This window comes from Rhodococcus sp. 06-1474-1B (assembly GCF_002258885.1).
In the GTDB taxonomy this organism is placed as follows: domain Bacteria; phylum Actinomycetota; class Actinomycetes; order Mycobacteriales; family Mycobacteriaceae; genus Rhodococcoides; species Rhodococcoides fascians.
Genome location: NZ_NOYR01000016.1, coordinates 45,577 through 72,283, shown reverse-complemented (window position 1 = coordinate 72,283; position 26,707 = coordinate 45,577). Strand labels below are relative to the sequence as shown.

23 protein-coding genes are annotated in these 26,707 nt (G+C 65.5%); 7 read left to right on the top strand and 16 right to left on the bottom strand.

Features of this window, described 5'->3' with window-relative positions; genetic code table 11:
* Positions 1–128: 128 nt before the first annotated feature.
* From CH266_RS04875 to CH266_RS04830, 10 genes are all read right to left on the bottom strand, one after another.
* Complete coding sequence (locus tag CH266_RS04875; RefSeq protein WP_027494506.1) at positions 129–1,100, bottom strand: LLM class F420-dependent oxidoreductase; 972 nt, start codon at positions 1,098–1,100, stop codon at positions 129–131.
* A gap of 9 nt (positions 1,101–1,109) precedes the next feature.
* Positions 1,110–1,910: an SDR family NAD(P)-dependent oxidoreductase gene (locus CH266_RS04870; protein WP_027494507.1), complete on the bottom strand. Its 801-nt coding sequence runs from the start codon at positions 1,908–1,910 to the stop codon at positions 1,110–1,112.
* 30 nt (positions 1,911–1,940) lie between these two features.
* Positions 1,941–3,740, bottom strand: a complete 1,800-nt coding sequence (locus tag CH266_RS04865) for a glycoside hydrolase family 15 protein (RefSeq protein ID WP_094714862.1) — start codon at positions 3,738–3,740, stop codon at positions 1,941–1,943.
* Positions 3,737–4,426, bottom strand: a complete 690-nt coding sequence (locus CH266_RS04860) for an HAD family hydrolase (protein WP_094714861.1) — start codon at positions 4,424–4,426, stop codon at positions 3,737–3,739. The genes CH266_RS04865 and CH266_RS04860 overlap by 4 nt, the downstream gene beginning before the upstream one ends.
* A gap of 83 nt (positions 4,427–4,509) precedes the next feature.
* The gene (locus tag CH266_RS04855) at positions 4,510–4,983 is read right to left on the bottom strand and encodes a Dps family protein (RefSeq protein WP_094714867.1); all 474 of its coding nucleotides are present in this window, start codon (positions 4,981–4,983) and stop codon (positions 4,510–4,512) included.
* Positions 4,984–5,122: 139 nt separating this feature from the next.
* Positions 5,123–6,655: a catalase gene (locus CH266_RS04850; protein WP_027494511.1), complete on the bottom strand. Its 1,533-nt coding sequence runs from the start codon at positions 6,653–6,655 to the stop codon at positions 5,123–5,125.
* Between the two features lie 174 nt (positions 6,656–6,829).
* Positions 6,830–7,465 (bottom strand): hypothetical protein, encoded by a 636-nt coding sequence (locus tag CH266_RS04845; RefSeq protein WP_027494512.1) that lies wholly within the window; start codon positions 7,463–7,465, stop codon positions 6,830–6,832.
* Complete coding sequence (locus CH266_RS04840; RefSeq protein WP_094714860.1) at positions 7,465–9,156, bottom strand: GMC oxidoreductase; 1,692 nt, start codon at positions 9,154–9,156, stop codon at positions 7,465–7,467. The genes CH266_RS04845 and CH266_RS04840 overlap by 1 nt, the downstream gene beginning before the upstream one ends.
* A complete protein-coding gene (locus CH266_RS04835; protein ID WP_255175846.1) occupies positions 9,153–10,661 on the bottom strand; it encodes a flavin-containing monooxygenase in 1,509 nt (502 codons plus the stop codon). Before CH266_RS04835 ends, CH266_RS04840 begins: the two co-directional genes overlap by 4 nt.
* Positions 10,658–11,263, bottom strand: a complete 606-nt coding sequence (locus CH266_RS04830; protein WP_371128968.1) for a TetR/AcrR family transcriptional regulator — start codon at positions 11,261–11,263, stop codon at positions 10,658–10,660. The genes CH266_RS04835 and CH266_RS04830 overlap by 4 nt, the downstream gene beginning before the upstream one ends.
* A 259-nt stretch (positions 11,264–11,522) precedes the next feature.
* Between CH266_RS04830 and CH266_RS04825 the strand changes: the two genes are divergently transcribed.
* The gene (locus CH266_RS04825) at positions 11,523–11,702 is read left to right on the top strand and encodes a hypothetical protein (RefSeq protein WP_027494516.1); all 180 of its coding nucleotides are present in this window, start codon (positions 11,523–11,525) and stop codon (positions 11,700–11,702) included.
* Between the two features lie 41 nt (positions 11,703–11,743).
* A complete protein-coding gene (locus tag CH266_RS04820; protein WP_094714859.1) occupies positions 11,744–12,631 on the top strand; it encodes a polysaccharide deacetylase family protein in 888 nt (295 codons plus the stop codon).
* 27 nt (positions 12,632–12,658) lie between these two features.
* On the opposite strand, the gene CH266_RS25785 is transcribed toward CH266_RS04820, so the two are convergent.
* The 3 genes from CH266_RS25785 to CH266_RS04800 all read right to left on the bottom strand — a co-directional run bounded on the left by CH266_RS25785 (position 12,659) and on the right by CH266_RS04800 (position 16,892).
* A complete protein-coding gene (locus CH266_RS25785) occupies positions 12,659–14,530 on the bottom strand; it encodes a DUF222 domain-containing protein (RefSeq protein WP_255175845.1) in 1,872 nt (623 codons plus the stop codon).
* Positions 14,531–14,578: 48 nt separating this feature from the next.
* On the bottom strand, positions 14,579–14,980 hold the full coding sequence (locus CH266_RS04805; protein ID WP_032385994.1) for a DUF6855 family protein: 402 nt from the start codon (positions 14,978–14,980) through the stop codon (positions 14,579–14,581).
* A 148-nt stretch (positions 14,981–15,128) separates the two neighbouring features.
* Positions 15,129–16,892, bottom strand: coding sequence for a multicopper oxidase family protein (locus CH266_RS04800; protein ID WP_094714858.1), 1,764 nt, complete (start codon positions 16,890–16,892; stop codon positions 15,129–15,131).
* A gap of 171 nt (positions 16,893–17,063) precedes the next feature.
* Here CH266_RS04800 and CH266_RS04795 point away from each other — a divergent pair, with 171 nt between their 5' ends.
* Positions 17,064–18,134, top strand: coding sequence for an ABC transporter ATP-binding protein (locus CH266_RS04795; RefSeq protein WP_027494521.1), 1,071 nt, complete (start codon positions 17,064–17,066; stop codon positions 18,132–18,134).
* 48 nt (positions 18,135–18,182) lie between these two features.
* Here the strand turns inward: CH266_RS04795 and CH266_RS04790 are convergent, their stop codons facing one another.
* The gene (locus CH266_RS04790; RefSeq protein WP_027494522.1) at positions 18,183–19,205 is read right to left on the bottom strand and encodes an aspartate-semialdehyde dehydrogenase; all 1,023 of its coding nucleotides are present in this window, start codon (positions 19,203–19,205) and stop codon (positions 18,183–18,185) included.
* A 2-nt stretch (positions 19,206–19,207) separates the two neighbouring features.
* Complete coding sequence (locus CH266_RS04785; RefSeq protein WP_027494523.1) at positions 19,208–20,473, bottom strand: aspartate kinase; 1,266 nt, start codon at positions 20,471–20,473, stop codon at positions 19,208–19,210.
* A gap of 136 nt (positions 20,474–20,609) precedes the next feature.
* Between CH266_RS04785 and CH266_RS04780 the strand changes: the two genes are divergently transcribed.
* The 3 genes from CH266_RS04780 to CH266_RS04770 all read left to right on the top strand — a co-directional run bounded on the left by CH266_RS04780 (position 20,610) and on the right by CH266_RS04770 (position 24,848).
* Positions 20,610–22,298, top strand: coding sequence for an FUSC family protein (locus CH266_RS04780; RefSeq protein WP_141214496.1), 1,689 nt, complete (start codon positions 20,610–20,612; stop codon positions 22,296–22,298).
* Positions 22,299–22,450: 152 nt separating this feature from the next.
* Positions 22,451–24,262 (top strand): 2-isopropylmalate synthase, encoded by a 1,812-nt coding sequence (leuA, locus tag CH266_RS04775; protein WP_032364570.1) that lies wholly within the window; start codon positions 22,451–22,453, stop codon positions 24,260–24,262.
* 208 nt (positions 24,263–24,470) lie between these two features.
* Positions 24,471–24,848 (top strand): SHOCT domain-containing protein, encoded by a 378-nt coding sequence (locus CH266_RS04770; RefSeq protein ID WP_027494525.1) that lies wholly within the window; start codon positions 24,471–24,473, stop codon positions 24,846–24,848.
* On the opposite strand, the gene CH266_RS04765 is transcribed toward CH266_RS04770, so the two are convergent.
* Positions 24,817–25,728, bottom strand: a complete 912-nt coding sequence (locus CH266_RS04765; RefSeq protein WP_032384094.1) for a LysR family transcriptional regulator — start codon at positions 25,726–25,728, stop codon at positions 24,817–24,819. The genes CH266_RS04770 and CH266_RS04765 overlap by 32 nt on opposite strands.
* A gap of 72 nt (positions 25,729–25,800) precedes the next feature.
* Here CH266_RS04765 and CH266_RS04760 point away from each other — a divergent pair, with 72 nt between their 5' ends.
* Complete coding sequence (locus CH266_RS04760; protein WP_032384095.1) at positions 25,801–26,697, top strand: EamA family transporter; 897 nt, start codon at positions 25,801–25,803, stop codon at positions 26,695–26,697.
* Positions 26,698–26,707: the final 10 nt, after the last annotated feature.

Sequence of the window (26,707 nt, the reverse complement as noted above, 5' to 3'; positions counted from 1 at the left end):
GTCCAACGCCTCGAAAAACCGCACCTTCAACCCAGCACATGCCACGATCCCCGCAACTCCCTCAAATCGAGGGTGTTGCGGGGATCGTTAGAACCCGCCGGTCTCGATCGGGGTCTTTTCGTGTGTGCTCAGCTGGACGCAGCGCGCAGCTTCTCCAACAGTGGGCCGGCCGCCTCGGCGAGGAAGCGCTCCTGAGTTTCGTCGCCCACCTGGACCAGCGCGATGTCGGTGTAACCGGCCTCCCAGTACGGCTTCACGGCCTCGACGATGGCGTCCAGGTCCGGTCCGCACGGGATCGTGTCGGCCACATCCTCTTTCCTGACGAACTTCGTCGCACCGGCGAAACCAGCCGTCGTCGGCAGATCCGCGTTGACGGCCCAACCGCCGGCGAACCAGCGGAAACGGTCGTGTGCGCGATCGATGGCGGCGTCCTTGTCGGGGTCCCACGAAATGGGGATCTGGCCGATGGAGCGCGCCGGGCCCTCGTGGTTGTCCGACCACGCCTTGACGAGGTCTGCGTCCGGCTCGGTGGCGATGAGGTGATCGCCGTACTCGGCGAACCTCGCCACGGCCTTCTCGCCGCCGGCTGCGATGCCGATCGGGACGCCGCCCTCGGGCAGGTCCCAGATCCGAGCGGAGTCGACGCGAAAGTGCTTGCCCTCGTACGTGACCAGGCCACCGGCGTGCAGTGCGCGGATGATCTCGAGCGCCTCGACGAACATGTCCTGACGCTTGTCGATGGACGGCCAGCCTTCACCCACGACGTGCTCGTTGAGGTTCTCGCCGCTGCCGAGGCCGAGGGTGAAACGTCCGTCGGCCAGGATCTGCAATGTCGCCGCCTTCTGGGCGACGACGGCCGGGTGGTACCGGATGATCGGGCACGTCACGTACGTCATCAACTCGACGCGCTCGGTGGCCTGCGCGACCGCACCCAAGGTGGTCCACGCGTAAGGAGAGTGGCCCATGGACGAGAGCCACGGCGAGTAGTGGTCACTGCTGACCTCGAAGTCGAAGCCGACCTTCTCGGCTCCGACGGCGTACTTCACCAGCTCTTTGGGACCGCTCTGCTCGGTCATCAACGTGTATCCGAAATTGGTCATGCTGTTCTCCTAAATTGTTGCGACGGAACCGGCGTCGACTCGGTAGTTGGATCCGTTGACGAAGGACGCGCGATCCGAGCACAGGAACGTGATCACCGAGGCCACTTCCTCGGGTTCGCCGCGGCGTCCCAGTTCCATGTACGGACGCTCCTCGTCGAGGAAACTCTCGATGGCGCCGTCTCTGTCGGTGCCCTTCTCCTCGGCTCGTTTGTCCATCATCGCGTCGGTCATCGGGGTGTGGATGAAGGCGGGTGAGACCGCGTTGACGAGTAGGCCCTCCGACGCGTAGCTGCGCGAAAGCCCCTTGGCCAGGGCCAGAACTCCGGCTTTGGCCGAGCAGTAGGGCAATTCGTCGTCGTACGGCTGCACGGCGTCCTCGGACGTCAACAGCACGATGCGCCCCCATCCACCGCGCCGGAGGGCGGGGAGAAACGCGCGCAGTAGACGGACCGGGCCCATGAGGTCGATGTCGAGGGTGGAGCGCCACCCTTCCTCGTCGATCTCGTGGAACAGCCCCTGCGCGCCGGTGACGCCGGAGGACTGCACCAGAATGTCGATGTCGCCCACGGCCTGCTGCGTGCGCACTGCCAGGTTCTCGACGGCCTCGGTGTCGGTCACGTCCGCGGCGAACGCGAACAGCTGTCCTTCCGCTGCACCGAGTTTCGCGGCGGCCTCGTCCAGCGAACTCTGGTCCTTGTCGCTGACGACCACACGGACGCCCTCGGCCAGCAGCAGCTTCGCAGTGTGCCACCCGATGCCGGAGTCGGCTCCGGTCACCAGTGCGGCTCTACCGTCGATTCCCAAATCCATTCGATCCCACTTTGCGCTAGAGGTCGGTTGTCAGGCTGTGGCGTCGTGCGAACGCGCGATGGTCAACGCCGCATTCACCAGGGCCAGGTGGCTCAAGCCCTGCGGGAAGTTACCCAGAAACGACCCATCCGAAGCATCGATCATCTCGCTGTACAGCCCGACGTCGTTGGACATTTCCACCAGCTGGTCCATCAGGGCCGTGGCCTCGTCGTCTCGGCCGACGCACGACAGCGCCGATACTCGCCAGAACGCGCAGGCCACGAACGTGACCTCTTCCTCGGACACTCCGCTGTAGCGGTACATCAACGGCCCGGCACCGAGCTCCTCGCCGAGTGCATCGATCGTGGCCGAAATACGTTCTCCGCGATCGAAATTCATCTCGGCTGCCAACAGCACCGACGCGTCGAGCCCGTCGGCACCCGGGTAAGCGAGGTAGGTCTGCCGCTCCTCGGACCAGCACTCGGTTTCGATGTACCGCCGTATGCACTCCTTCTCGGCCTTCCACCGATCCGGTATGCCCGGGATCTCCCCGGCTTCGGCCAGGTGCACCGCGCAGTCCAGCGCCTGCCAGCACCCCAGCTTCGAGCTCGTGTAGTGCTGCTCCACCTCGAGCTCCCAGATACCGGCATCCTTGCGCTGCCACGAGTCGCAGGCCTCGTCCGCGATGGTCGCCAACAGCCGGCCGGTTTGCGCGTCGAGAATGTTGCCCGCGTCCACGTACTGCCGAATGATCGAGAACAGGTCTCCGAAGATCATCAGCTGGAGTTGGTCCGCCGCGGCGTTACCGTTGACCACCGGTCCGATGCCGCGCCAGCCGGGCACGTCGGGCTGCTCTGTGCCGCCCGGTAATTCGCCGCCGAGGGTGTAGAACACGTTCACCAACGGATCGTTGACTCGAATGACCTTCAGCAGCCACGCGACCGCAGCATGGATTTCCTCACGCAGACCGAACCGTTGCAGCGCCCGAATGGTGTACGCGGCGTCGCGAACCCAGGCGTACCGGTAGTCCCAGTTCTTGCCACCGGTGCGATTCTCGGGCAGTGACGTGGTCGCTGCCGCCGCGATAGCACCGGATGGGCTGTGCAGCAACAGCTTCAACGCCAACGCGCTGCGAGCGACGTGCTTCGCCCACGGGCCCTCGTACGAGAACTCGTCCGACCAGACGCGCCAATTGTCGATGGTCCGGTCGATGCCCTCGTCGAGGTGTCGAGGATCCGGCAGCGGCAGTGGCTCGTTCTCGGTTCCGACCACACCGATGACGTGACGCGAACCCGAGCGCGTGGTGAAGACGCCGCTGATGTCGCGATCCGCGAGCTGCACGTCTTCGATCCCCAAAGTCCGGACTGCCAGCGTCAATCCGTCGACGCGCAGGACGGTTCCGTGCTCGGTGTCGTACGCCCACGGCGACGCGATACCGAGCATCGTGCCCGGTGCGACGGACCACGTCATGTCCACTGTTCCGTCCAGTCCGTCGATGCGGCGCGCCAACTCCACCCACGGCAATCGCCCGGCCACACCTGTGTTGAGCGAGTCGGTGATTCGGACCGTACCGCTGTCGGTGCGGAACGTGGTGGTCAGAACGTTTGTGCCGGGCACGAATTCGCGCTCGACGGTGAACTCGTCTCTGGGCGTCAGTTCGATGTACCCACCGTGCGGGGCGTCGAGCAGCGAGGCGAACGGCGGTGGCGAATCGAGGTTGGGTACCGGGAACCAATCGATGCGGCCGTCGTCGGCGATCATCGCGACGGTCCGGCCGTCACCGATCGCGCCGTAACTTTCGATGGGGACGTACCCGTCGACCCTCGGACAAGGCTTTCGGAAGTTGCTCAAGCACTTGCCTTGTCGGCAAGGATCGGGCTCTCGGCGAGGTGTTCCAGCAAATCGGCCGGGTCTTCGAACACTGCCACCGCACCCGCGTCGAGCAGCTCTGCGCGTGAGATACCGCCGCTCAACACGCCGATGGCCCGCACCCCTGCCCGGCCCGCGGATTCGATGTCCCACACGCTGTCTCCCACCATGATCGCGTGTTCGGCGTCGACGCCGGCGCGCTCGAGCGCAACACCGATGATGTCGGGCTCCGGCTTCGCCACCTCGGCGTCCTCGCCGGACGTCACCACCGCTACCGAATCCTCGACCTCGAGCAGATCACGCAACGTCGACAGCTCGGACTCCGGCGCGGACGTCGCGAGCACCACGGTGACCTCGCGAGTGTTCAGCTCTGCCAACAGCTCCCGTGCACCCGGCAAAATTTCCAAGGTCTTCGACGCGGCCGCGTAGTACTCCCCGTGCAGGGTCTTCGCTTCCTGCGCGAGCGCGCTGTCGGACGAACCGACCAACGCCTCCAGCAACTTCGACCCGTCCATCCCGATACTGCGATGAATGCGCCACGACGACACCTCGTGCCCGGCATCGCGGAACGCGCGGGACCACGCGTCGACATGGACGTAATTGGAATCGACGAGCGTGCCGTCGATATCGAACAACACCGCGTCGACCTTCGGAGCACTTTCAGACATGGGCGTACGAATACCCATGGGCTGTACACGCAAACAAAACGGGCCCCTCACCACCGGTGAGGGGCCCGCATCGAATTCAGGTTTCAGCTGGCCTGGGCCTGCCACATCCAGTGCAGCTGCTCGAGCCGAGCAGTGATGGCGATGAGCAGGTCCTGCGTCACCGGGTCGGCTTCCGCGGTATCGGCGACGCGTCCACGCAGCCGGTCGACGACGGCAGCGATGTTGTCGACGATGGCCGGCACCACTTCACTGTCATGCGTCCACCCGGCACCGAACCCCTTGGTTCCGGCCGTCGAGGAGACGGTGGCTGCCCGGCCGTCCGGGCTGACACCGATCGCGGTCGCGCGCTCGGCCGCCTGATCGGTGAATTCACGTGCAGCAGTGACCAATTCGTCGAGCTCGAGGTGCACGGACCGGAAGTTCTTGCCGATCACGTTCCAGTGCGCCTGCTTCGCGATGAGCGAGAGATCGATCAGGTCGACGACGGTGCCCTGCAGAGCGTCGCCCGCGATCTTCTGCTGACCTGCGTCGAGGGTGCTGGTGATGGGGTTCGTCATGATGTGGCCTCCCTGCCGTTGTACGACGGTGTGCATCGCACGCCATTATTGTGCTTCCGTCTGTATTGCACAACGGCGGCACTGCGCCGGTTGTTCCGGAATCGGCGTCGTTGTGACGCCGATCCCAGGAACGTGCGGATCAGACCTTGGCGGCCTCGTCGGCAGGATCGTCGATCGCGCCGGCACCGGTGGTGGGAGCGGTCTCGTTCTGCTGCGACCGAACACCTTCCTCGACCTTCTTGCCGAGCTCGGGGTCGACGTTGGTCCAGTACTCGAACACCCGGCTCAGAACCGGCTCGCTGACGCCGTTGAGGACGTGTCCGACGATGTTCCCGACCAGACGCTCGCGCTGCGCGTCGTCCATGACCTCACGGACCAGGGCTCCCGCTTGCACGAAGTCGCCGTCCTCGGGGTGCTCGATGTAGCCGGTGCGGACGAAGCGAGGCTCGAAGTCCCACGCTCCGTCGTCGCCGTACTTGTTCGTGTCCGCCGACGGACCGCCGAAGGAGTTCGGCGCGTAGACGGGCGTCTCCGGAGAGTTGAACGAGTACCGCATGTTGCCGTCCTTGGAGTACGAGTTGACCTCGGACTTCGGGGCGTTGACCGGCAGCTGCGCGTAGTTCGCTCCGATGCGGTAACGGTGCGCGTCCGCGTAGGAGAACACGCGGCCGAGCAGCATCTTGTCGGGGCTGAAGCCGATGCCGGGCACGGTGTTGGACGGCTCGAACGAGCTCTGCTCGATCTGCGCGAAGAAGTTCTCCGGGTTCCGGTTCAAGGTCATCTTGCCGACCTCGATGAGCGGGTAATCCTTCTGCGACCAGACCTTGGTGAGATCGAACGGGTTGTACTTGTAGTTCTCGGCCTCGTCGTACGGCATGAGCTGGACCTTCAGGGTCCAGCTGGGGAAGTCGCCGTTCTTGATCGACCCGAACAGATCCTGACGGTGGTGGTCGGGTGACGTCCCCGCAACCTCGTCGGCCTTGTCCTGCGTCAGGAAGTCGATGCCCTGATCGGTCTTGAAGTGGAACTTCACCCAGGTCTTCGTGCCGTCCTCGGCGATGAGCTGGTACGTGTGCGAACCGAAACCGTCCATGTGGCGGAACGACTTCGGGATGCCGCGGTCACCCATGAGCCACGTGACCTGGTGCGCCGACTCGGGCGAGAGGGTCCAGAAGTCCCACTGCATGTTGTTGTCACGCAGACCGGAGTCGGGCATGCGCTTCTGGCTGCGGATGAAGTCCTGGAACTTGATCGGATCCTTGACGAAGAAGATCGGCGTGTTGTTGCCGACGAGGTCCCAGTTGCCTTCCTCGGTGTAGAACTTCAGCGAGAAGCCGCGCGGATCACGCCAGGTGTCGGGGCTACCCTGCTCGCCGGCGACGGTGGAGAACCGTGCCAGCATCTCGGTCTTCGCGCCGGGCTGCAACGCCTTCGCCTTGGTGTACTTGCTGATGTCACCGGTGATCTCGAGCTCGCCGAACGCGCCCGCGCCCTTGGCGTGCACGACGCGCTCCGGGACTCGCTCGCGATTGAACTGCGCCATCTTCTCGATCAGGTAGTGATCGTGCAGCAGGATCGGGCCTTGTGCTCCGGCGGTGAGCGACTGGTCGTCGCTGGCTACGGGGATTCCCGAGTTGCTGGTGGTGGGCTTGCTGGTGGTCGGCTTGGTCATACGAAGCCTCCTGATGGCTGTATCGAGTCCGAGAGGGCTGTCCCGGACGAAATCTGTGCGGCCGAGGGCGCGGCCGGATTCTCATGGGGAATGCCCGTACTCACGCGGCATAAACCCTCGAGCTCGACCACCAGCATGCCATCAATCTGTACTAAGTCAAGAAAAGGATTGCCGTCAGGGCACCAGCCGCGCTTCGCCCGTCCGCATCGAACCCGACACGATCTGCAACCCGAAATACGTGCCCGACGGCATCCAGCGATCGAGCGTCGGCCCCGACGCATCCACCTCCACCCGGGCCAACCTGGCTTTCCCCTTCAAGCTCGCGACGCCGAGAGCCGATCCGCCGGGCACCGGCTGCGCGAACCCGATCGAACCGCGCATCGGAAATGCGGGCCCGAAGCCGCGGGAGCCGGTCCGCACCGACCAGTCCCCACCGCTGACCCCGGCCTTGTTCAGCACGTCGCCGTCGAACTCGGCCAGCACCTTGGGCAGATGCCAGTTGGTCCTGCCGCCGTGCACCGACGTCGCGGAATCGACGGCGATGAACGGCACCGACATGCGCGGAATCTTTCCGACGTCCCGGCGCAACACCGGGCTCGCCAGTATCTCGCGGTAGGGACCGACGGGTGACGTCATGTAGTCGACGACCATGCACATCGTGATCGGCAACGTCTTCGCGCCGGCAGGCGCGAAATCCGACGACCGGGCGCGATGCCACCAGATCGTGGCCCGGACGTTCGCCGGCCACGGCGCAGCGGGGCTGACCGGCCAATCGGTGCGCTCGGTCTCCGACTCGGCGACGCTCCACATCAGGAGTCCCTCCCCACGACGGTCAGCGGCAGGCGCAGCGCGCCCGGGGCGGTCACCGGCACCACCGGGTTGGACGGCTGAACCGGTGCCACCTCGACATAACCCGAGCCGACGGCAGGCCTACTGTCCGGCTCACCCTTGTTGGGCCACAACGCCATTGCCCGCTCGGCCTGCGCGGTGATGGTCAGAGACGGATTGACACCGAGGTTGGCGCTGACGGCAGACCCGTCCAGCACATGCAGGCCCTCGTACCCGTACACCCGCTGATAGCCGTCGATCACGCCGGTATTCGGTGAATCACCGATGGCGCAGCCGCCGAGGAAATGCGCAGTCATCGGGATGTTGACAATCTCGGCGATCGACCCGCCCGGATCGCCGCCGATCTTGTCGGCGAGCAACCTGATGGCCGTGTGCCCCTGCGGAATCCACTGCGGCGGCGGATCGCCCGCCCCGGGCCGACTCGTCAGTCGACGCCCGAACGGCCCCTTCTTGGAGCCGAGTTCGAGGGAGTTGTCGTCGGTCTGCATCACCAGAGCGATGACGGTGCGTTCGGACCACCGATGGACCGACAGACTGCGGGCCGCCGCGCCGGGGTGACGCAGCGCCACACCGAGCGTCTTCAGAATCCGCGGCATCTTGCCTCCACCGTCGCTCAGAACGGTCTGCAGCAGCCCGATTGCGTTGCTGCCCTTGCCGTATCGCACGGGTTCGATGTGCGTGTGATCGTCCGGATGGAACGACGAGGTGATCGCCACTCCCTCGTGGTAGTCGACCTCGCGTCCGCGCGCCGTTGCGGCCAGCACGGCCTCGGAGTTGGTACGTACCAACGAACCGATCTTGTTCGACAGCCGCGGCAACGAACCCTTCTCCTTCGCGGCGAGCATGAGCTTCTGCGTTCCATAGGTGCCCGCCGAGAAGACCACCTGATCGGCAGTGATCGTCTTCTCCTTGCGGCGCAGCTTGCCGCCGGTGCGGCGCGTCACGACGTCGTAGCCGCTGCCGTTCGGGCGGACGTCCACGACGGTCGTCAGCGGAAGGATGTGTGCGCCTGCACGTTCGGCGAGATAGAGGTAATTCTTGACGAGGGTGTTCTTCGCGCCGACGCGGCAACCCGTCATGCACGAACCACACTCGGTGCACCCGGTCCGCTCCGGGCCGGCACCACCGAAGAACGGGTCGGGTGCGGTCTTGCCACGGTCACCGAAGTAGACGCCCACCGGAGTAGAGGTGAACGTGTCGCCCACGCCCATGTCCTCGGCGACCTCCTTCATGACCTTGTCCGAGGCAGTGATCGTCGGGTTCGTCTCGACCCCGAGCATCCGACGCGCCTGGTCGTAATACGGATTCAGTTCACGCTTCCAGTCCGTGATGGCACCCCACTGCGGATCCTCGAAGAACCTGGTCGGCGGCTGGTACAGCGTGTTGGCGTAGTTGAGCGAGCCTCCGCCGACGCCTGCCCCCGCCATCACGAGCACGTCGGGCAACAGGTGTATACGTTGGACGCCGTAGCAGCCGATCGCCGGAGCCCACAGGTACTTACGCAAACGCCAACTGGTCTTGGGCAATTCGTGATCGGCGAACCGTCGGCCGGATTCCAACACCGCCACCCGGTAGCCCTTCTCGACGGCCCGCAGCGCGGCGACGCTCCCGCCGAACCCGGAGCCGATGATCAGTACGTCGTAGTCGCTCATGCGGAAACCGCCTTCTTGTCTGATTCACGGGTGTCGGAGACGAGTCGGTAATTCGAGGTGTCGAACGTTCGCGTCTTGTTGCGGAACCGGAATGTGTACGTGGGCCACATCGTCGAGTTGCGTCCGTTGGCGTCGAGGTACCAGCTCGAGCAGCCGCCGGCATTCCAGACTGTGCCGTCGAGAGAAGAGTCGACCCACGAGTTGTGCTGCTGCTGAGCGGATTCGGACACCTCGACGGCGGTTGCATGATGGTCCCGCATCTCGCTGAGCGCCGAGACGACGTAATTGGCCTGCGACTCGAGCATGTAGACGATCGAACTGTGCCCGAGATTGGTGTTGGGGCCGTACATCAGGAAGAGATTCGGGAACCCGGCGACAGTGGTACCCAGGTGGGCCTGCGGGCTACCGCCCCAGCGCTCCGCGAGCGTACGACCATCGCTGCCGCGCAACAGATGCGACACCGGCGGTTCGGTCGGGGTGAACCCCGTCGCGAAGATGATGGTGTCCACCTCGTAGTTGCGGCCCGACGCGTCGACGACGCCGTTCTCGGTGACCGACGTCAGGCCCGATGTCACCAGGTCGACGTCGGGTCGATCCAGCGTCCGCAGCCAATCGTTGGACAGCAGAAGACGTTTGCAGCCGGGTGCGTAGTCGGGGGTCAGAGCCGCCCTCTTCGTCGGGTTCTTGACCTGACGCTTCAGATTGGCCTTCGCGAATGCCTTGACGGCGGGCAACATCCACGGGTTGTCGGCCAGCACGGTCACGTATGCCTCGCGGTACCCGTAGATGATGCCGCGAACCGCGCGATGAGCCGCGGGGACCTTCTCGTACAGAGTCCGCTCGACCCGGCCGATGGTGCGGTCCAGGCGCGGGATGACCCAGGCCGGTGTGCGTTGAAAGACGGTCAGCCGCTGGGCCTTGTCGACGATCTCGGGCACGAACTGCACCGCCGACGCTCCGGTGCCGATCACGGCGACGCGCTCCCCGGTGAGATCGTGCTCGTGGTTCCACGTCGCGGAGTGGAACACCGTTCCCTGGAATGTGTCGATGCCCGGGACGTCCGGGATCTTCGGCGTCGACAGTGCGCCGGTGGCAGCCACGAGAACTCTGACGCTCGCCGCGCCCTTCGAGGTCTGCACGGTCCACCGCTGGTCCGTGTCACTCCAATCGGCCGACAGCAGTTCGCAATCGGCGACGATGCGATCCCGCAGGTTCAGCCGATCGACCACCGATTGGAGGTAGTCGAACAGCTCCGGTTGGCGCGCGAAGGTGTGACTCCACTTCGGGCTCGGCGCGAACGAGAACGAGTACAGCGACGTCGGGACATCGCACGCACACCCGGGGTAAGTGTTGTCCCGCCATGTGCCGCCCACCTCCGACGCTCGCTCGATGACGGTCACGTCGGCACTCGGATCGGCGGCGAGGATCTTCGCCACCGCGGCGAGGCCGGCAAAACCGGCTCCGACGACGAGCACGTCGACTTGTTGGGGCAGTGCAGAATTCACGAGTCCATCACCTTTTCGGACCAGACGGGGAGGAGCCGTCCGCGCAGCTGCGCGTCGGCTTCGGGGGTACGGAACAGAGCCGATACAGCGAGCCCGCGTGCCAGCTCGACGCTGAGCTCGATGGACTCGGTGGACATGCGGCTACCCATGACGATCTGAGCGCCGCTCTGGATGGCCTCGGCGACGCGTCGTTCGAGCGGAACCATTGCCTCGTGCAGAGCCGGATCGGTACGGGCCGCGACCCACAGCTCGAGCGCGGCATAGAACAGCGGGCCCGAGAACGCGTCGACGAGGATCTCGGGTCCACGTTCCGGATCGGGTTCGGCTTCCAGAATTTCGGACAGGCGGCGGTCGACGAGATGCTCGACGGCAGCGGTCACCAACGTCTCCTTGGTCGGGAAGTGGTGCAGCTGCGCTCCGCGGGACACTCCGGCACGCCGCGCGATTTCCTGCGTGCTGGTCTTCGAGAAACCCAGCTCGACGAGGCACTCGATGGCTGCATCGAGCAACTTTGCGCGGGTCCCCGCGGTGCGTTCGGCCTGCGTACGGCGCGGGGTAGGCGCGCCGTCGCTGAGCTCTGTGTCTGTAGTCACACTTCGCACAGTAGCGTCAAAACAACAAACAGTCCAGCCTGACTTTAAGTTTTGTCGCAACTGCACTCATCACTCCGATCTCGAGCGAAGACCCCGCCATCGCGAGAGCCAATCGCGCGCGGATATCGGGCACACCCACGTTCCAGGGGGGCGGGCACGTCTCACGTCGACGGAAGAGATCCACCGTGACCGGCAATTCGGTGCGTCCCCAGGACGCACTTCAAACGAATGATCCTCGTTCGACGGACTCCGGATTAGGAAAGGCACCGTGGCGGCGTTCGTCGCGAATGCGCACGCGCTCCGCGACGTGGAACCCGGGACCGAGGCTCACGACGAACTGATCGCGACGCTGAAAGAGCTGGCACCGCAGCTGGCGGCAATCGGAGTGTTCGAGCCACGGGACCCGCAGATCGCCCACCTGGTGGACGTCGCGACTCACACCGACTGACCGACAGTTTGTGCCGACTCGCCGCGGGCAATACCCCGGCCATGGCTCTCCCCTCGCATGGCCGCTTCGAGTACTCCCCCATCGTCGATCGGCCTCGGTTCGAGTGGCCGGGCGGCGCACGCCTCGCGGTGTATGTCGCGGTCAACTGCGAGCACTTTCCGTATGACGACGGGCAGCCCGGCCTGGGTTACACGCCCGCGATGGACCAACCCAACACGTACAACTGGGGCTGGCGCGAATACGGCAATCGCGTCGGCGGCTTCCGCATCGCAGAGACATTGCAGCAGTGCGGAATTCGGCCGACACTGCTGGTCAACACCGAGGTGTACGAGCACGCTCCGCAGCTGACCGCGGCGTTCCGAGCACTCGACGCCGAGGTCGTCGCACACGGCCGAACGAATGCCGTGCAACCGAACGATCAGGACGAGGACGCCGAACGCCGCTCTATCGAGGATGTCACCGCCGCGATCGAGCGACACGAGGGAGCGCCGCCCCGAGGATGGATGAGCCCCGGCGCCAACCCGAGCCGCGTCACCGAGGACCTCCTCGCGGAGCGCGGTTACCAGTACACCTTGGACTGGCCCGTCGACGACCAACCGGTGTGGCTACAGACCCGCGGCGGCCCACTGCTCAGCGTCCCGTATCCCCACGAGATCAACGATCTGCCGATGTTCGTCCATCACCATCAGACCGCAGAAGCGTTCGAGCACAACATCATCGGAAGCTTCGACGAGCTGAAGGAGAACTCGGCAAGGCAACCGGTGGTGCTCGCGATCTCCGTGCACACCTTCCTGACGGGACAGCCCTACCGACTGCGACGGTTCCGTGCTGCACTCGAGCACCTGACCGCCAACAACGACGGCGTCTGGTTCACCACCCCCGGCGACATCGCGGCGCACTACCGCACGGTTGTACCTCCCGTCCGATAGATCGGCTGGACCGCTGTCGGCGTGGAGTCAGGCTGCTCGTTGTTTTCGTCGGTGGTAGCTGGGGAGGGGTTCCTGTCTGGGGTCGACGGATTCGGGTGGGATGGCGTAGGGGTGTCCGTCGTCGCCCATCAGCAGCTGCCAGTCGCCGTGGTGGACGAGGCGGTGGCATTCTCCGCAGACGAGCGCGAGGTTGTCGATGTCGGTGGGGCCGCCGTGTTCCCAGAATCTGATGTGGTGGGCTTGGCACCACTGTGCGGGGCGGCCGCACATGACGCAGCAGGTGTCGCGGATGGTCAGGGCGATGCGTTGGTCGTCGCTGGCGAGTCTGGTGGTTCGTCCGAGCGCGAGTGGTACGCCGTGGTGGTCGACGATGACGGGGGTCAGGTCGGCGTCGCAGGTGACGAGTTCGGCGAGGAAGCGGCTGATGGGGCCGGTCCAGTCGAGGTGGAACGGCCAGTCCGCGTCGCCCGGCTCGGGGACAGACTTCTGCCCGGCACCATCACCATCGGCTGAAGCTTCGCCGCAAGCAGCAGCGACTCCCCTCTCGGGCACAGACTTCTCCCCGGCGTTACTGCCACCGCCGCGAGGACCAGCGTCGCCCGGGTCGGGCGCAGTCTCCTTCCCGACACGGTCGAAATCGCCACCATCACCACCGGACGCTGCTTCGCCGCGAGCAGCCATACTCCCTGGGCTGGAGGCAGACCTATGCCCGGCGCTACTACCACCGCCACCATGGCCACCGGCTGACGCTTCGCCGCAAGCAGCAGCGCCTCCCCTCTCGGGCACAGATTTCCGCCCGGCACCACCACATCCGGATGTCGTTTCGCCGTGAGCAGCGATATCCCCTCGAGCCACTCCATGCGGACGCGAGCCGTTGCCGTCGCCGCCGTTCGAGGAGCTCCCCGCGCCCGTACCGGTGTCGCCCGATTCGGTTGCGGTGCTACCCGATTGCTTGTTGCCGCCGTGGGCGAGCAAGTCCCGCAGGGGGACGATCAGGTGTACCGACGCCCGCGACCCGCCCGCCGACCCACGAGTGCCGCCGCGGAGGTGTCGGTCGAGGATCTGATCGAGTGCATCGGCCCGGCGCTTCGACGGACTACGTGGATCGCGCTCCCCGCCGGGACCTGGTCGCGGTGCCGTCAACGGCGACAGAGCGGTGAGAAGCTTCTCGGCGAGCAACCGGTCGATGTCGCCACCGAACTGGAAGCGGCCGTTGGCCAGAGCATGCAGGTCGAATCGGTTCAGGTCCGGGTTTTCCGACACCGGTCGCGGTGCAGGCGTCGGCGGAACAGGCTCGGGCGCAGGCGGTTCCGGATCTGGCAGCCTGCCGGTAGAGGTCGCAGCATCATCGCTGCGCCGCTCCTGATCGTGACGCTCGCGTTCCCGCTGTTCCTGCTCTCGGCGTTGTTTCTCGGCTTTCGCGTGTCGTGCCCGGGCGTCGTCGGAGGCAGCATGCGCCAAAGCCTGCGCGCGGGAGGTGACCTGGCCGGCGGTGTTGCGCATCGCGGTGTCGAGCAATTCGGCGACAATTCCGTCGCGGCGCTCCTGATCCAACGTCGGGTCGGCCACCACCACGACGTCGTATCCCTCGGCGATGGCGGCGGCGTGCGCGGCATGGATGCGACCATCGGCGAGGGCGTCGAGCACGGTGGGGTGATCGAACAGCCAGTACCCCAGTGCGTTCTGGCGGGCGGCGGATCCGTCGGTGATCCGTATCGATCGGGCGTACCAGCGGGTGACGGACGAGTGCCCGAGTTTCATCGCCAAGCCACGTCGGTCGATCTCGGCGAGCAACGTCAATCTCTGTGCTGCGAGAGCGTTTTCGAGTGAGATGACGTCAGCAAGCTCGGAGACCAACTCCTGGTCCCCGAGCCCGAACACATCCCCCCATGTCTTCACCCCACGAAAGCTATACCCACCCACCGACAGACTTTTTCGATGACTCCGCTACAGCGCGCGCATGCTGTTGTTCCGCGCATTGTGGGTGAGCTCTGCAAGGCCGAGCTCTTCGAGTAGCGGTGGCAGATACATGCCGAAGCGGCCGCGGTATCCGTTCCTGAGCCCGTACCAACCACCGACCGGGTTGTCCGGCGAGCGTCCCCACGCTTCGACCGTGTCCGGCGCAGCCGGCTTCTTCTCGTCAGCGGCACCGAGCAATACCCAGTCGCCACGTTCGGTGAGCCAACCGTGCAGGTCTTCGATTGCCTCGATGCGGTATCGAAGAGTCGTCGACCCCACCTGGCACACGAGGGCAGGTGGCTCGTGGTCGGGATCACGGTACATGGTGTACGCCGAGGTGCCGGGGGCGGTGGTGAGAGCCCACGGGTCGGATTTCGTTCCGCTGGTCATGGCCTGGGTCCGTTCAGTTGTCGCAGTCAGCCGACGGGCAGAAAGACCGACCGAGCACGGTGATTGCCTTACACGGCACGGTCAGTGCGGGCCGACCTGACGGCGAATACAACCAACTCTCGACCCGGGACAGGTTCGGGGTCGTGCGTCACGGAGCGACGGTGCGGTACCGCAGCATCATTTCGTGGTCCTCGTGGTCGAGCATGTGGCAGTGCCACATGTACCCCTGCAGTTCGGACGGACCCGCAGCCGGCATGTCGTGACCGCTCATGTCGTGACCGCCGTGGTGTGCGGCCGGTCCCGCGAACGTGGCGTCGGGATCGAAGCCGAGTTCGTCGGCCGTCGGGAATCGAACGAGGATCTGGGTAACGGTGCCCGGGTACGTGTTGACGGTGTCTTTCCACCCGGCTTCCCAGGTGGCCGGCGGCACCGAGGGTCCGGTGAGGAACTTCTCCACCGGCGGAGCCCATTTGGTGCCGAACGTCGGCCGGGGGAAGTCGCGTTGGTACGCCGCGAGGTCGATGGGGATACGCCCCAGCGTCCGGAAGTGCGCCAGGTGCAGGTGAATTGGGTGCGGCTCCACCGTCGTGTTGACGATGTTCCACATCTCCACGGTGCCCTGCTTGGGCATCTCGATGTCCGGGTCGGAGTACCGCAGGTTGTTCAGGTTCATCAGCGTCATGTCGAGGTTCAGCCCACCGGAGGGCTGGTTGACGGTAACGGTGCGCGTGAAGGTGGGTGTCGGCAACGCGGGCAACAGATCCGGCTGCCCCTTTCCGCCGCGCAGCAACGACGGCATCCCGCCCCGGAACCCCGCCGCGGACGCGACGCGGAACTGGCAGAACATCGGCATCGGGACGGCTCCGAGGGACGCGGCCTGCGCGGGCGGAGGCTCGTCGTTCAGCAGCTCGACGAGGGCACCTGCCTCGACGGCTCCGAAGTCGACGAGGATGTCGGCACGCTCGGCGGGCGCGAGCCGGATGCTGGTGGTCTCCACCGGTGCGTCGAGCAATCCACCGTCGTTTCCGATGACCCAGAATCGTAACTTGTTGGTGAAGAAGAGGTTCCACACGCTGTACGACCCGGCGTTGACGAGCCGCAGCCGGTACATGCCCCGGGCCACTTCCATCGTCGGCCAGATCTTGCCGTTGACGACGCCGACGTCGCCGGTACCGCCGCCCTCCCACTTACCCTGCGGCACAGTGATATTGGAGCGGATACTCATGCTGCCGTCTGGATTCATGATCTTTTCCTGCAGCACCAACGGCAACTCGAATTCGCCCGAGGGCAGACCGAGGGCGTTGTCGGATGTGCCGGTGTCCCACCGATCACGGACGAGGTTCATCCCGAGCAGGCCCGCGTACACGTTGATACGTGTCATCGACATGGCGTGGTCGTGGTACCAGAGTCCGGCGGCGTCGTTCAGACCCGAGAAGTTGTGCGTCATCGACTCACCCGGGCGCACCAGCATCTCGGAGTGCCCGTCGCTCGCGGGTTCGGTGACGGCACCGTGCAGGTGCAGTGCCGTCGGCGTCATCGTGCGATCCATCTCGCTCATGCCGTGCAGCGAGGTGTCTACGTCGGCGGCGAGTGGGTTGCCTGCGGTGGTGTTGGAGTACTTCAGCGTCCACGGCTGGCCCTGCTGCGATTCGATGGTGGGCCCGAGGTAGTCGCACTGGCCGTAGCCGAACGTAGGCGCGGGCCTGAGATCGGCGTGGAACGAGTGGGTGGCGCTGTGCGCGTCCAGGGAGATCTCGGTACCGCTGATCAGCGGCAACCGCGGTAGCTCGTCACGGAACGGCGTCAGCGGCGGCGAATGGAACAGCAGTGGGCTCTGCCCGCGGAGGAAGTCGTCGGCCAGTGCTCGACGCGTCGTCGACGCCACGGGTATCGCTGCTGCTCCGGCTGCCATTGCGGCCGCCGCCAGCCCACGTAGGGCGGTGCGTCTGGACACGGAGCCGCTCACCCGGCCACCTTCCTCCTGGTTGTGATGGGGCCCATACTATGTGCTGGTCGGCTCCCGCCGTCACCCCACACTCGGATCGTCCGGCACGTTCCTGCCGGTGGAGGGATCTATTTCGTCATGGCAACAATCTCTTTCGAGCGCACGACCAGGCTTTTTCCCGGCTCCGACACCCCCGCGGTGAACGAGCTCGATCTGCACATCGAGGACGGTGAGTTCCTCGTTCTGGTCGGCCCCTCCGGGTGCGGCAAGTCGACGTCGCTCCGGATGCTCGCCGGGCTCGAGGAGGTCAACTCGGGACGCATCCTCATCGGCGGCAAGGACGTCACCAATTCCGAACCCAAGGATCGCGACATCGCGATGGTGTTCCAGAACTACGCGCTGTACCCCCACATGACCGTCGCGGAGAACATGGGGTTCGCGCTCAAGCTGGCGAAGGCGAACAAGGAGGACATTCGCACTCGCGTCGAGGAGGCCGCCAAGCTCCTCGACCTCGAGCCGTACCTCGACCGCAAGCCCAAGGCGCTCTCCGGCGGCCAGCGGCAGCGAGTTGCCATGGGGCGCGCCATCGTTCGGCAGCCCCAGGTGTTTTTGATGGACGAGCCGCTGTCCAATCTCGACGCCAAACTGAGGGTTCAGACGCGGACGCAGATCGCTCAGTTGCAGCGTCGGCTCGGCACGACGACGGTCTACGTCACGCACGATCAGGTCGAGGCCATGACGATGGGTGATCGCGTCGCCGTCCTGAAAGGTGGTGTGCTGCAACAGTGCGCCACCCCGCGTGAGCTCTACCGAACCCCGGTCAACGCATTCGTCGCCGGGTTCATGGGCTCACCGTCGATGAATCTGTTCCGCGCTCCGGTCACCGACGGCGGCGTCCGCCTGGCCGATCAGGTAGTCCCGGTCCCACGTCAGACCCTCGGTTCCGCGACCGAGGTGATGTTCGGCATTCGTCCCGAGCACATCGAGATCGCGAGCAGCGGAATCGCTCTCGAGATCGACGTCGTCGAAGAACTCGGCTCCGAGGCCTTCGTGTTCGGCCGCGCGGACATCAACGGCCGGACCGAAACCATTGTCGCTCGGGCCGATTGGCGCAGCCCGCCCGAGAAGGGCGACCGCGTTCACGTCCGCATCGACGAGGCCCATGCGCATATCTTCGACGCGTCCGCCGAAGGTCACCGCCTGAACTGACCGTCGTGCGCGTTGTGCGTACCCTGGGGACGCACAACGCGCACGACCTCAGACCAGCAGCTCGGCGATCTGAATGGTGTTGAGCGCGGCACCCTTACGCAGGTTGTCGCCCGAGACGAACAGCGCGAGTCCGCGGCCCTCGGGGACGCCCGGATCCTGGCGGATGCGGCCGACGAGGGAGTCGTCCTTGCCTGCAGCTTCCAGCGGCGTCGGTACGTCGACCAGCGAGACACCCGGTGCGGAGGCCAGCAGTTCACGAGCGCGTTCCACTGACAGCGGTGAAGCGAACTCGGCGTTGATCGACAGCGAGTGCCCGGTGAAGACCGGTACACGCACGCACGTTCCGCTGACCAGCAGGTCGGGCAGTCCGAGGATCTTGCGCGATTCGTTGCGCAGCTTCTGGTCCTCGTCGGTCTCGCCGGATCCGTCGTCCACCAACGCGCCGGCCAGCGGCAGAACGTTGAAAGCGATGGGCGCGACGTACTTGTTCGGGGCCGGGAAATCGACCGACGAACCGTCGTGCACCAGTTTTTCGACGTCGTCGATGACGGCGCGTGCCTGAGTGGCGAGCTCGTCGACGCCGGCGAGGCCGCTACCGGACACCGCCTGGTAACTCGAAACGATCAACCGCTGCAAGCCGGCTTCGTCGTGCAGCACCTTGAGCACCGGCATGGCGGCCATGGTGGTGCAGTTGGGGTTGGCGATGATGCCGCGGGGCGGGTTCTTCGCCGCCTCGGGGTTGACCTCGCTGACCACCAGCGGTACATCGGAGTCCTTGCGGAACGCCGACGAGTTGTCGATGACGGTGGCACCTGCGGCAGCGAATCGCGGTGCCTGCTCACGCGAAAGCGTGGCACCGGCCGAGAACAGTGCGATGTCGATACCGGTGAGGTCCGCGGTGGACGCGTCCTCGACGATGATCTCCTCGCCGCGGAACGGCAGCTTCTTGCCCGCCGAGCGTGCGGAGGCGAAGAATCGAACGGTGTCGGCGGGAAAGTTGCGCTCCTCCAACAGGGTTCGCATGACGGCACCGACCTGGCCGGTGGCTCCTACGACTGCAACTGTGGTCATGGCTATCGTCCTGTTCCTGCGTGCACGACGGCTTCTTCGTCGCCGCCGAGATCGAAGGCGGCGTGCAGTGCGCGCACGGCGTCGTCGAGCTGAGTGTCGCTGCACAGCACCGAGATACGGATCTCGGAGGTGCTGATGAGATCGATGTTGATGCCGGCGTCGGCGAGGGCCTCACAGAACGTCGCGGTGACGCCGGGGTGGCTCTTCATACCGGCACCGACGAGCGAGACCTTGCCGATGTGGTCGTCGTAGAGCACCTGCGCGAAGCCGATATCGGCCTGCAGCTTGGTGAGCTTCTCCACGGCCGTCGGACCGTCGGCCTTGGGGCAGGTGAAGGTGATGTCGGTCTTGCCGGTGTCGATCTTGGAGACGTTCTGCAACACCATGTCGATGTTGATCTCGGAGTCGGCCACGGCGCGAAAGACCTTGGCGGCGTAGCCCGGTGTGTCGGGCAGACCGACGACGGTGACCTTCGCCTCGCTGCGATCGTGTGCGACGCCGGTGAGAATTGCTTCTTCCACTGGAATGTCCTCCATAGATCCGGAGACGATCGTTCCGGGTTTGGTGGTGTACGACGAGCGCACGTGAACGGGAACGTTGTAGCGACGGGCATATTCGACGCAGCGCAGCATGAGCACCTTCGCGCCGCAGGCTGCCATTTCGAGCATCTCCTCGAACGAGACGGTCTCGAGGTGGCGTGCGTTGGGAACGATGCGCGGGTCTGCGGTGAAGATGCCGTCGACGTCGGTGTAGATCTCGCAGACGTCGGCGTTCAATGCCGCGGCGAGCGCGACGGCGGTGGTGTCGGACCCACCACGACCGAGCGTCGTGACGTCCTTGCTGTCCTGGCTGACGCCCTGGAAGCCGGCGACGAGCACGATCGAGCCCTCGTCGAGTGCGCTGCGGACGCGGCCGGGGGTGACGTCGATGATCTTGGCGTTGCCGTGCACGCTGGTGGTGACGACGCCTGCCTGGGAACCGGTGAACGACCGTGCCTCGGCGCCGAGCGAGTGGATGGCCATCGCGACCAGCGCGTTGGAGATGCGTTCACCCGAGGTGAGCAGCATGTCCATCTCGCGAGCAGGCGGGGCCGGGCACACCTGCTGTGCCAGGTCGAGTAGTTCGTCGGTGGTGTCGCCCATCGCCGATACGACGACGACAACGTCGTTGCCCGCCTTCTTGGTCTCGACGATTCGTTCAGCGACGCGTCGGATACGTTCGGCGGTCCCCACCGACGATCCACCGTACTTCTGGACGATGAGAGCCACGCGTTTTACCTCCGCTGGATAGCCGACAATCGTTCGATTGTCCGCGGGTCACCTTACCGAGCGAATGCCCCGAGCAGTGGGCCGGGTAGCTCCGAGCTGGGACTTTAGGGCCTCTCGCCTGCCCTAACATGTTCGAGTGACCGTTCCCGAACATCTCCCACCACCGCCGGCTCGAGGTCTGAAGGTGCTCTTCGGGCTCCCCGCCGTCGGCCGGCGTTGGCCCGGTGGACTGCGTTCGGCGCTGGCGTTCGGTGTTCCGGCGATCCTGGCGTGGCTGCTCGGATTCCACACCGAGGCACTACTGGTGGTCTCCGGCAGTTTTGCGGTGATCTACGGCGAAGGCCGCCCCTATCGATCGCGCTGGTGGGTAGTCCTGACCGCAGGGGCCGCCCTGGTGGCCTCGGTGTGGCTGGGCGCGACGGCCGGTCGGCTCGCCCTCGACTTCGGCGAGACCGGGTGGGCGCGGATGATCCCGGTGACCGTGTTGTCCGTTCTCGCTCTCGTCGCGGTCTACGTCGTGGCAGCGCTGCGACTCGGCCCGCCCGGAGCGTTCTTCTTCGTGCTGGTGTGCGCGGTGGCGTCGTACCTCCCTGCCGCCGACATCAGCGCGACCCGCGGTGCCGTGTGCGCGGCGATCGGTGTGGCGTCGGCGCTGGTGGTCGCGATGTCCGGGGTGGTGCGTGACCCGAGGGGTCCCGAACGGGCGGCCGTCGGTGCGGCCGTGGCGGCGATCGAGAAGTACACGGCATCGCCGACGGCGTCCGTGGGCGATCGACATACCGCCGCCTCGCGTCTGCACGCGGCGTGGGCTGCGGTGTACGAGGCCGGGTCGACGCGCGCGACCTCGCGCCCCGCGCTGGTACAAACGCTGTTCGACGCCCATCTCGCGTTTGCGGCCGCCACGAGGGCGCGCGCCGGTGCCGTACTGGATCCCGAGAACGAGGTCGAATCGCCACGAGACCAGCTGCCGCTGGCGCGTCCGGGCATCGGGTATCGGTTGAAGCGGTCGTTGCATCGAGATTCGCACGCGGCGTCGACGGCGATCCGGGTGTTCTGCGCGGCGGCAGGTGCCGGCGGGATCAGTGTGGCGATGGGTTTGAGCAGGCCGGATTGGGCGATCCTCGGCGCGGTCCTGGTGCTCCAGCAGGGGCCGGATCGTGTGCACGGGACGTACCGCGGCATGCAGCGGCTCGGCGGAACGCTGGCCGGAGTGGTGCTGTTCTCGGCGATCTATCTCTCACCGCTGACGGGTCTTGCGGTGATCGTGGTGTTGATGGTGCTGCAGTTCGCGATCGAGATCAGTGTTGCGCGCAATTACGGTCTCGCCGTCACGTTCATCACCCCACTCGCGTTACTGATGGGCACCATCTCGCATCCGGGCGCTCCGCTCGGCGGCATCGTCGTCGATCGGGTGGTGGAGACCACGGTGGGTGTCGCCCTTGCCTTCGCGGCGCTGTGGTTGTTGTTACCGGGCGCTTTTCGGCGCGCGCTGCTGTGGTCCGATCGGCGGGTTCTGGAGTTGACCGACCGATTGTTGACGGCCCTCCGAAGCGAAAACGCTTCGGCGGCAGCCACTATGGAGCTACGACGAGATATCCAGTTCGAGCTGGTCGGTGCCGCGCTCGCGGGAGCCGAAGCGGCGCACAACGATCGCCGCTGGGCGCATCGGATGTGGGACAAGCATGCAGAGGTCGATCATCTCGGATACGAACTGCTCGCACGGTGTTGGACCGCGGACGATGTCGGACGACCGAACGACATAGATCAGTGGCAGCGCAGGCACGACACCGTGACCGGAAAATTCGACTCCCGAACCCTGGGGTAGGCGGTCGGTCTGCGGTAGTACACTCACCCCATGCTGCGAGCTCTCCTTCTTAACAGCCGCGACGGGGTCTGAGACCAGACTGGCTTCCCGTCGCGGGGTTCGTTGCGCCGGTCGAACACCATTGCTCTGATCTGTACGGAGAGACGAAGACCATGTCACCAGCCGACGCATTCACCTCGGGATCCCGCACCATCACCCCGCCCTCGCGGCCCGCGCCCAGCGACCAGCCTGCGTGGAACACCCAGAAGAACTCCTCGATGCCCACGTTCCGTTATCGGCCGTTCGCCGAGGAAGTGGAGCCCGTCACCCTCCCCGACCGCACGTGGCCGGACAAGATCATCGACCGGACGCCGCAGTGGTGCGCAGTCGATCTGCGTGACGGCAACCAGGCGCTGATCGATCCGATGAGCCCCGCGCGCAAGCGCCGCATGTTCGACCTGCTGGTCCGGATGGGCTACAAGCAGATCGAGGTCGGCTTCCCGTCCGCCAGCCAGACCGACTTCGACTTCGTCCGCGAGATCATCGAGGACGGCGCGATTCCCGACGACGTCACCATCCAGGTTCTGACGCAGTGCCGTCCGGAGCTGATCGAGCGTACGTTCGTCGCGTGCGAGGGCGCTCGCAGCGTCATCGTGCACTTCTACAACTCGACGTCGATCCTGCAGCGCAAAGTGGTGTTCCGGGCCGATCGTGACGTCATCAAGAAGATCGCGACCGACGGTGCTCGCAAGGTTCTCGAAGAAGCGGCCAAGTTCCCCGATACCGACTGGCGCTACGAGTACTCCCCCGAGTCCTACACCGGCACCGAACTCAGCTACGCCAAAGAGGTGTGCGACGCGGTCACCGCGGTCATCGACCCGACGCCCGAGAAGCCTCTGATCCTGAACCTGCCGGCCACCGTCGAGATGGCGACGCCGAACGTCTACGCCGACTCGATCGAGTGGATGAGCCGCAACCTCGATCGTCGTGACAGCATCGTGCTGTCTCTGCACCCGCACAACGACCGCGGAACCGGTGTTGCCGCAGCCGAACTGGGCTACCAGGCCGGTGCCGATCGCATCGAGGGATGCCTGTTCGGCAACGGTGAGCGCACCGGCAACGTCTGTCTGGTCACGCTCGGCCTGAATCTGTTCACCCGCGGCGTCGATCCGCAGATCGACTTCTCCAACATCGACGAGATTCGCCGCACGGTCGAGTACTGCAACCAGTTGCCCGTCGCCGAGCGCCACCCCTACGGCGGCGACCTGGTGTACACCGCGTTCTCGGGCAGCCACCAGGACGCCATCAACAAGGGCCTCGATGCCATGAAAGTCACCGCGGACGAACAGGGTTCGGACATCGGCGACATCACCTGGCAGGTGCCGTACCTGCCCATCGACCCCAAGGACGTCGGCCGCACCTACGAGGCCGTCATCCGCGTCAACTCGCAGTCCGGCAAGGGCGGCGTCGCGTACATCATGAAGTCCGATCACGGACTGAATCTGCCGCGTCGCCTGCAGATCGAGTTCTCCCAGGCAGTCCAGCGCATCACCGACGGTGAAGGCGGCGAGGTCTCGCCGAAGGAGATGTGGGACGTCTTCGCCGAGGAGTACCTGACGCCGATCCGTCCGCTCGAGCGCATCAAGCAGTCGGTACAGGCTGCCGAGATCGACGGCGGAACCGACACCATCACCGCCACGGTCAAGGTCGACGGCGTCGAGCAGGAAATCTCCGGCTCCGGCAACGGACCACTCGCCTCGTTCGTCGACGCGCTGTCCACCATCGGCTACGACGTCAGCGTCCTCGACTACTCCGAGCACGCACTGTCCGCAGGCGACGACGCCCAGGCCGCCGCCTACGTCGAAGCCTCGGTCACCTCGCCTGCAGGTGTCGCCACCACAGTCTGGGGCGTCGGAATCGCTACCTCGATCACCACCGCGTCGCTGCGTGCCGTCGTCTCGGCCGTGAACCGCGCGCTGAAGTAACTTCGCTGCACGACGACACGCCGCTCACCTTTCGGGGTGGGCGGCGTGTTGCGTTGTGGGGCCCTCACGAAACGACAGCGGGCGCGGTCGACGTGGGGCTCACTGGGATTCCCGGTCGACGAAAGGGACCAAAGACCCGTGTGCACGGGGTGCCGCGAATGCCACACTGAATCAGCCGTCGGGGCACCTTAGAGAATGGAAGTTCGCCATGGATTCTTTCTGGGATTTTCTTTGGCTTCTCATCGTCGGGTTCGCCTTCGTGGCCTATCTGATGGTGATGTTCTCGATCATCGGAGATCTTTTTCGGGACCACAAGACATCCGGGTTCGTCAAGGCCCTGTGGGTGCTCTTCCTCATCGTTGCGCCGTTCCTCACCGCGCTGGTCTACCTCATCGTGAACGGCAGCAACATGGCCAAGCGTCAGGTTGCCGCCCTGCAGCACGCGCAGGACCAGCAGGAGGAGTACATCAAGCACGTCGCCGGTCGATCTGCGTCCGAAGAGATCGCACACGCAAAGGCGTTGCTGGACAACGGAACCATCGATCAGGACGAGTTCACGACGCTGAAGGCCAAAGCGCTGTCCTGAACGTAGCTTCCGCTCCGAACGCATCGAGCACAGCGGCGATCGCGGGTAGTCGCCGCGCATCCGTCCTCGTCGCGAGTTCGTAGATTCGCCCGGCTCGAACGCCGGCGAGCTCTCGACGTACCAGGCCCGGATGCACAACGGCGTAGCGCGGCATCAACGCCACTCCGTGCCCGGCCGCGACGAGTGTTTCGGTCACTCGAAAGTCGTTGATGCGTTGGACAACTCGCGGCTGCACTCCGGTCACCGAGGCCACGGAGAGCAACACGTCGTCGACCGGAAAACCGCCGCGAACGCTGATCCACCGCTCGTCGATCAAGTCTCGCAGATCGATCGAGCCTTGCTGCGCCAGTGCGTGATCGAGAGGCAACACCAGATCGATGGGCTCGCGCATCAGGGTCGTCACCTCGATCCGTGGACCCGCCGTCGACGGAGCTCGGTCGTCTCGGTGGGTGAGCACCACGTCGTAATCGGCGAGTAGCTCGGGCACCGAGGAGGCGGGCAGGTCCTCGTCGCGCGCATCGATGTCGACGTCCGAGTCCGCCAACCGCGTCAGGACCCCGGGCAGCAGCAGTGCCGCACCCGACGGGAACAGGGCAACTCGGACGCGTCCCCGCGGAGACGCTCGATAGCGATCCATTTCTGCTGTGGCGCGGGCGAGGGCAGCGAGAACCTCGTCGGTTCTGAGTACCAGTGCCCGCCCGGCGTCGGTGAGGCGCAGCCGACGCCCGTCCGGTTCGAGCAATGTCACGCCGGCCTCGCGCGCCAGCAACTTGAGCTGTTGAGACACCGCCGACGGAGTCATCGACATCGCCTCGGCGACCGATGCAACGGTTCCGCGGTCGGCAAGCTCAGCGAGGATCCGGAGCCGCTCCACATTCATACAGAAAATCTTAACTGTTGGTGCGGATATATTCGATTGTGCTGATTGTTTGCGCCCGTCACGATAAAAGACATGACCACACGCGACCGCCTCCTCGGACTGACTGTCGCCGTTCTGTGGGGACTGAACTTCCTCGCCATCCGCGTCGGTCTCGACCACTTTCCGCCCTTCTTCTTCGCGGCACTGCGTTTCCTGGTCATTGCCATTCCGGTCGTGATGTTCGTTCCGCGACCGAAGGTGCCCCTCAAATGGTTGCTGCTCTACGGTTTCGGCTTCGGCTTCCTGCAGTTCGCCTTCCTGTTCGCCGCGATGGCGGCAGGCATGCCCACCGGATTGGCGTCGCTCGTGCTGCAGTCGTCGGCTCCGTTCACCGTCGTTCTCGGCGCGATGCTGCTACGCGAACACGTGAGCCGCAGGCAGGCAATCGGCATCGGTGTGGCCGTCCTCGGCATGGTTCTCATCGGGTGGGATCGCGCCCAGAACGCCACCCTGCTTCCTGTTGTCCTCACCCTGCTCGCCGGCCTGGGCTGGGCCTTCGGCAATCTCGGAAACCGACTCGCCAAGTCCGATTCCCCGATGACACTGATGCTGTGGATGACCGTCATCCCGCCGGTGCCGATGTTGGCGCTGTCGGCGGTCGTCGAGGGCCCGAGCACGGGCTGGCACGCGCTCGGCGACTCGTTCGGTTCGCAGGGCTGGCCCGGGCTGGTCGCGTTGGCGTACATCGTGATTCCCGCCACGATCGTGGGCAGCGGCCTGTGGAGCATCCTGATGAGCCGCAACCCGGCCGGTCTCGTCGCACCGTTCTCGCTGCTGGTTCCCGTCGTCGGTATCGCGGGTGCCTGGGCGTTTCTCGACGAAACCCCGTCGCTGTTGGCCCTGCTCGGCGGAGCGATCGTCATCGGCGGCTGCCTGGGCGGAATGGCTGCCAGGAAGCCTGCCCCAGTTCTGGAGAAAGTACCGGTATGAGGACGGGAGT

What these genes read in the sequence shown, in the direction of transcription:
- CH266_RS04790 (WP_027494522.1), bottom strand. Translation starts at nt 19,205, where the DNA reads ATGACCACAGTTGCAGTCGTAGGAGCCACCGGCCAGGTCGGTGCCGTC.
- CH266_RS04795 (WP_027494521.1), top strand. Translation starts at nt 17,064, where the DNA reads ATGGCAACAATCTCTTTCGAGCGCACGACCAGGCTTTTTCCCGGCTCC.
- CH266_RS04860 (WP_094714861.1), bottom strand. Translation starts at nt 4,426, where the DNA reads ATGTCTGAAAGTGCTCCGAAGGTCGACGCGGTGTTGTTCGATATCGAC.
- CH266_RS04760 (WP_032384095.1), top strand. Translation starts at nt 25,801, where the DNA reads ATGACCACACGCGACCGCCTCCTCGGACTGACTGTCGCCGTTCTGTGG.
- CH266_RS04855 (WP_094714867.1), bottom strand. Translation starts at nt 4,983, where the DNA reads ATGACGAACCCCATCACCAGCACCCTCGACGCAGGTCAGCAGAAGATC.
- CH266_RS04805 (WP_032385994.1), bottom strand. Translation starts at nt 14,980, where the DNA reads ATGACCAGCGGAACGAAATCCGACCCGTGGGCTCTCACCACCGCCCCC.
- CH266_RS04845 (WP_027494512.1), bottom strand. Translation starts at nt 7,465, where the DNA reads ATGTGGAGCGTCGCCGAGTCGGAGACCGAGCGCACCGATTGGCCGGTC.
- CH266_RS04800 (WP_094714858.1), bottom strand. Translation starts at nt 16,892, where the DNA reads ATGGCAGCCGGAGCAGCAGCGATACCCGTGGCGTCGACGACGCGTCGA.
- CH266_RS04870 (WP_027494507.1), bottom strand. Translation starts at nt 1,910, where the DNA reads ATGGATTTGGGAATCGACGGTAGAGCCGCACTGGTGACCGGAGCCGAC.
- CH266_RS04875 (WP_027494506.1), bottom strand. Translation starts at nt 1,100, where the DNA reads ATGACCAATTTCGGATACACGTTGATGACCGAGCAGAGCGGTCCCAAA.
- CH266_RS04765 (WP_032384094.1), bottom strand. Translation starts at nt 25,728, where the DNA reads ATGAATGTGGAGCGGCTCCGGATCCTCGCTGAGCTTGCCGACCGCGGA.
- CH266_RS04840 (WP_094714860.1), bottom strand. Translation starts at nt 9,156, where the DNA reads ATGAGCGACTACGACGTACTGATCATCGGCTCCGGGTTCGGCGGGAGC.
- leuA (WP_032364570.1), top strand. Translation starts at nt 22,451, where the DNA reads ATGTCACCAGCCGACGCATTCACCTCGGGATCCCGCACCATCACCCCG.
- CH266_RS04820 (WP_094714859.1), top strand. Translation starts at nt 11,744, where the DNA reads ATGGCTCTCCCCTCGCATGGCCGCTTCGAGTACTCCCCCATCGTCGAT.
- CH266_RS04850 (WP_027494511.1), bottom strand. Translation starts at nt 6,655, where the DNA reads ATGACCAAGCCGACCACCAGCAAGCCCACCACCAGCAACTCGGGAATC.
- CH266_RS04770 (WP_027494525.1), top strand. Translation starts at nt 24,471, where the DNA reads ATGGATTCTTTCTGGGATTTTCTTTGGCTTCTCATCGTCGGGTTCGCC.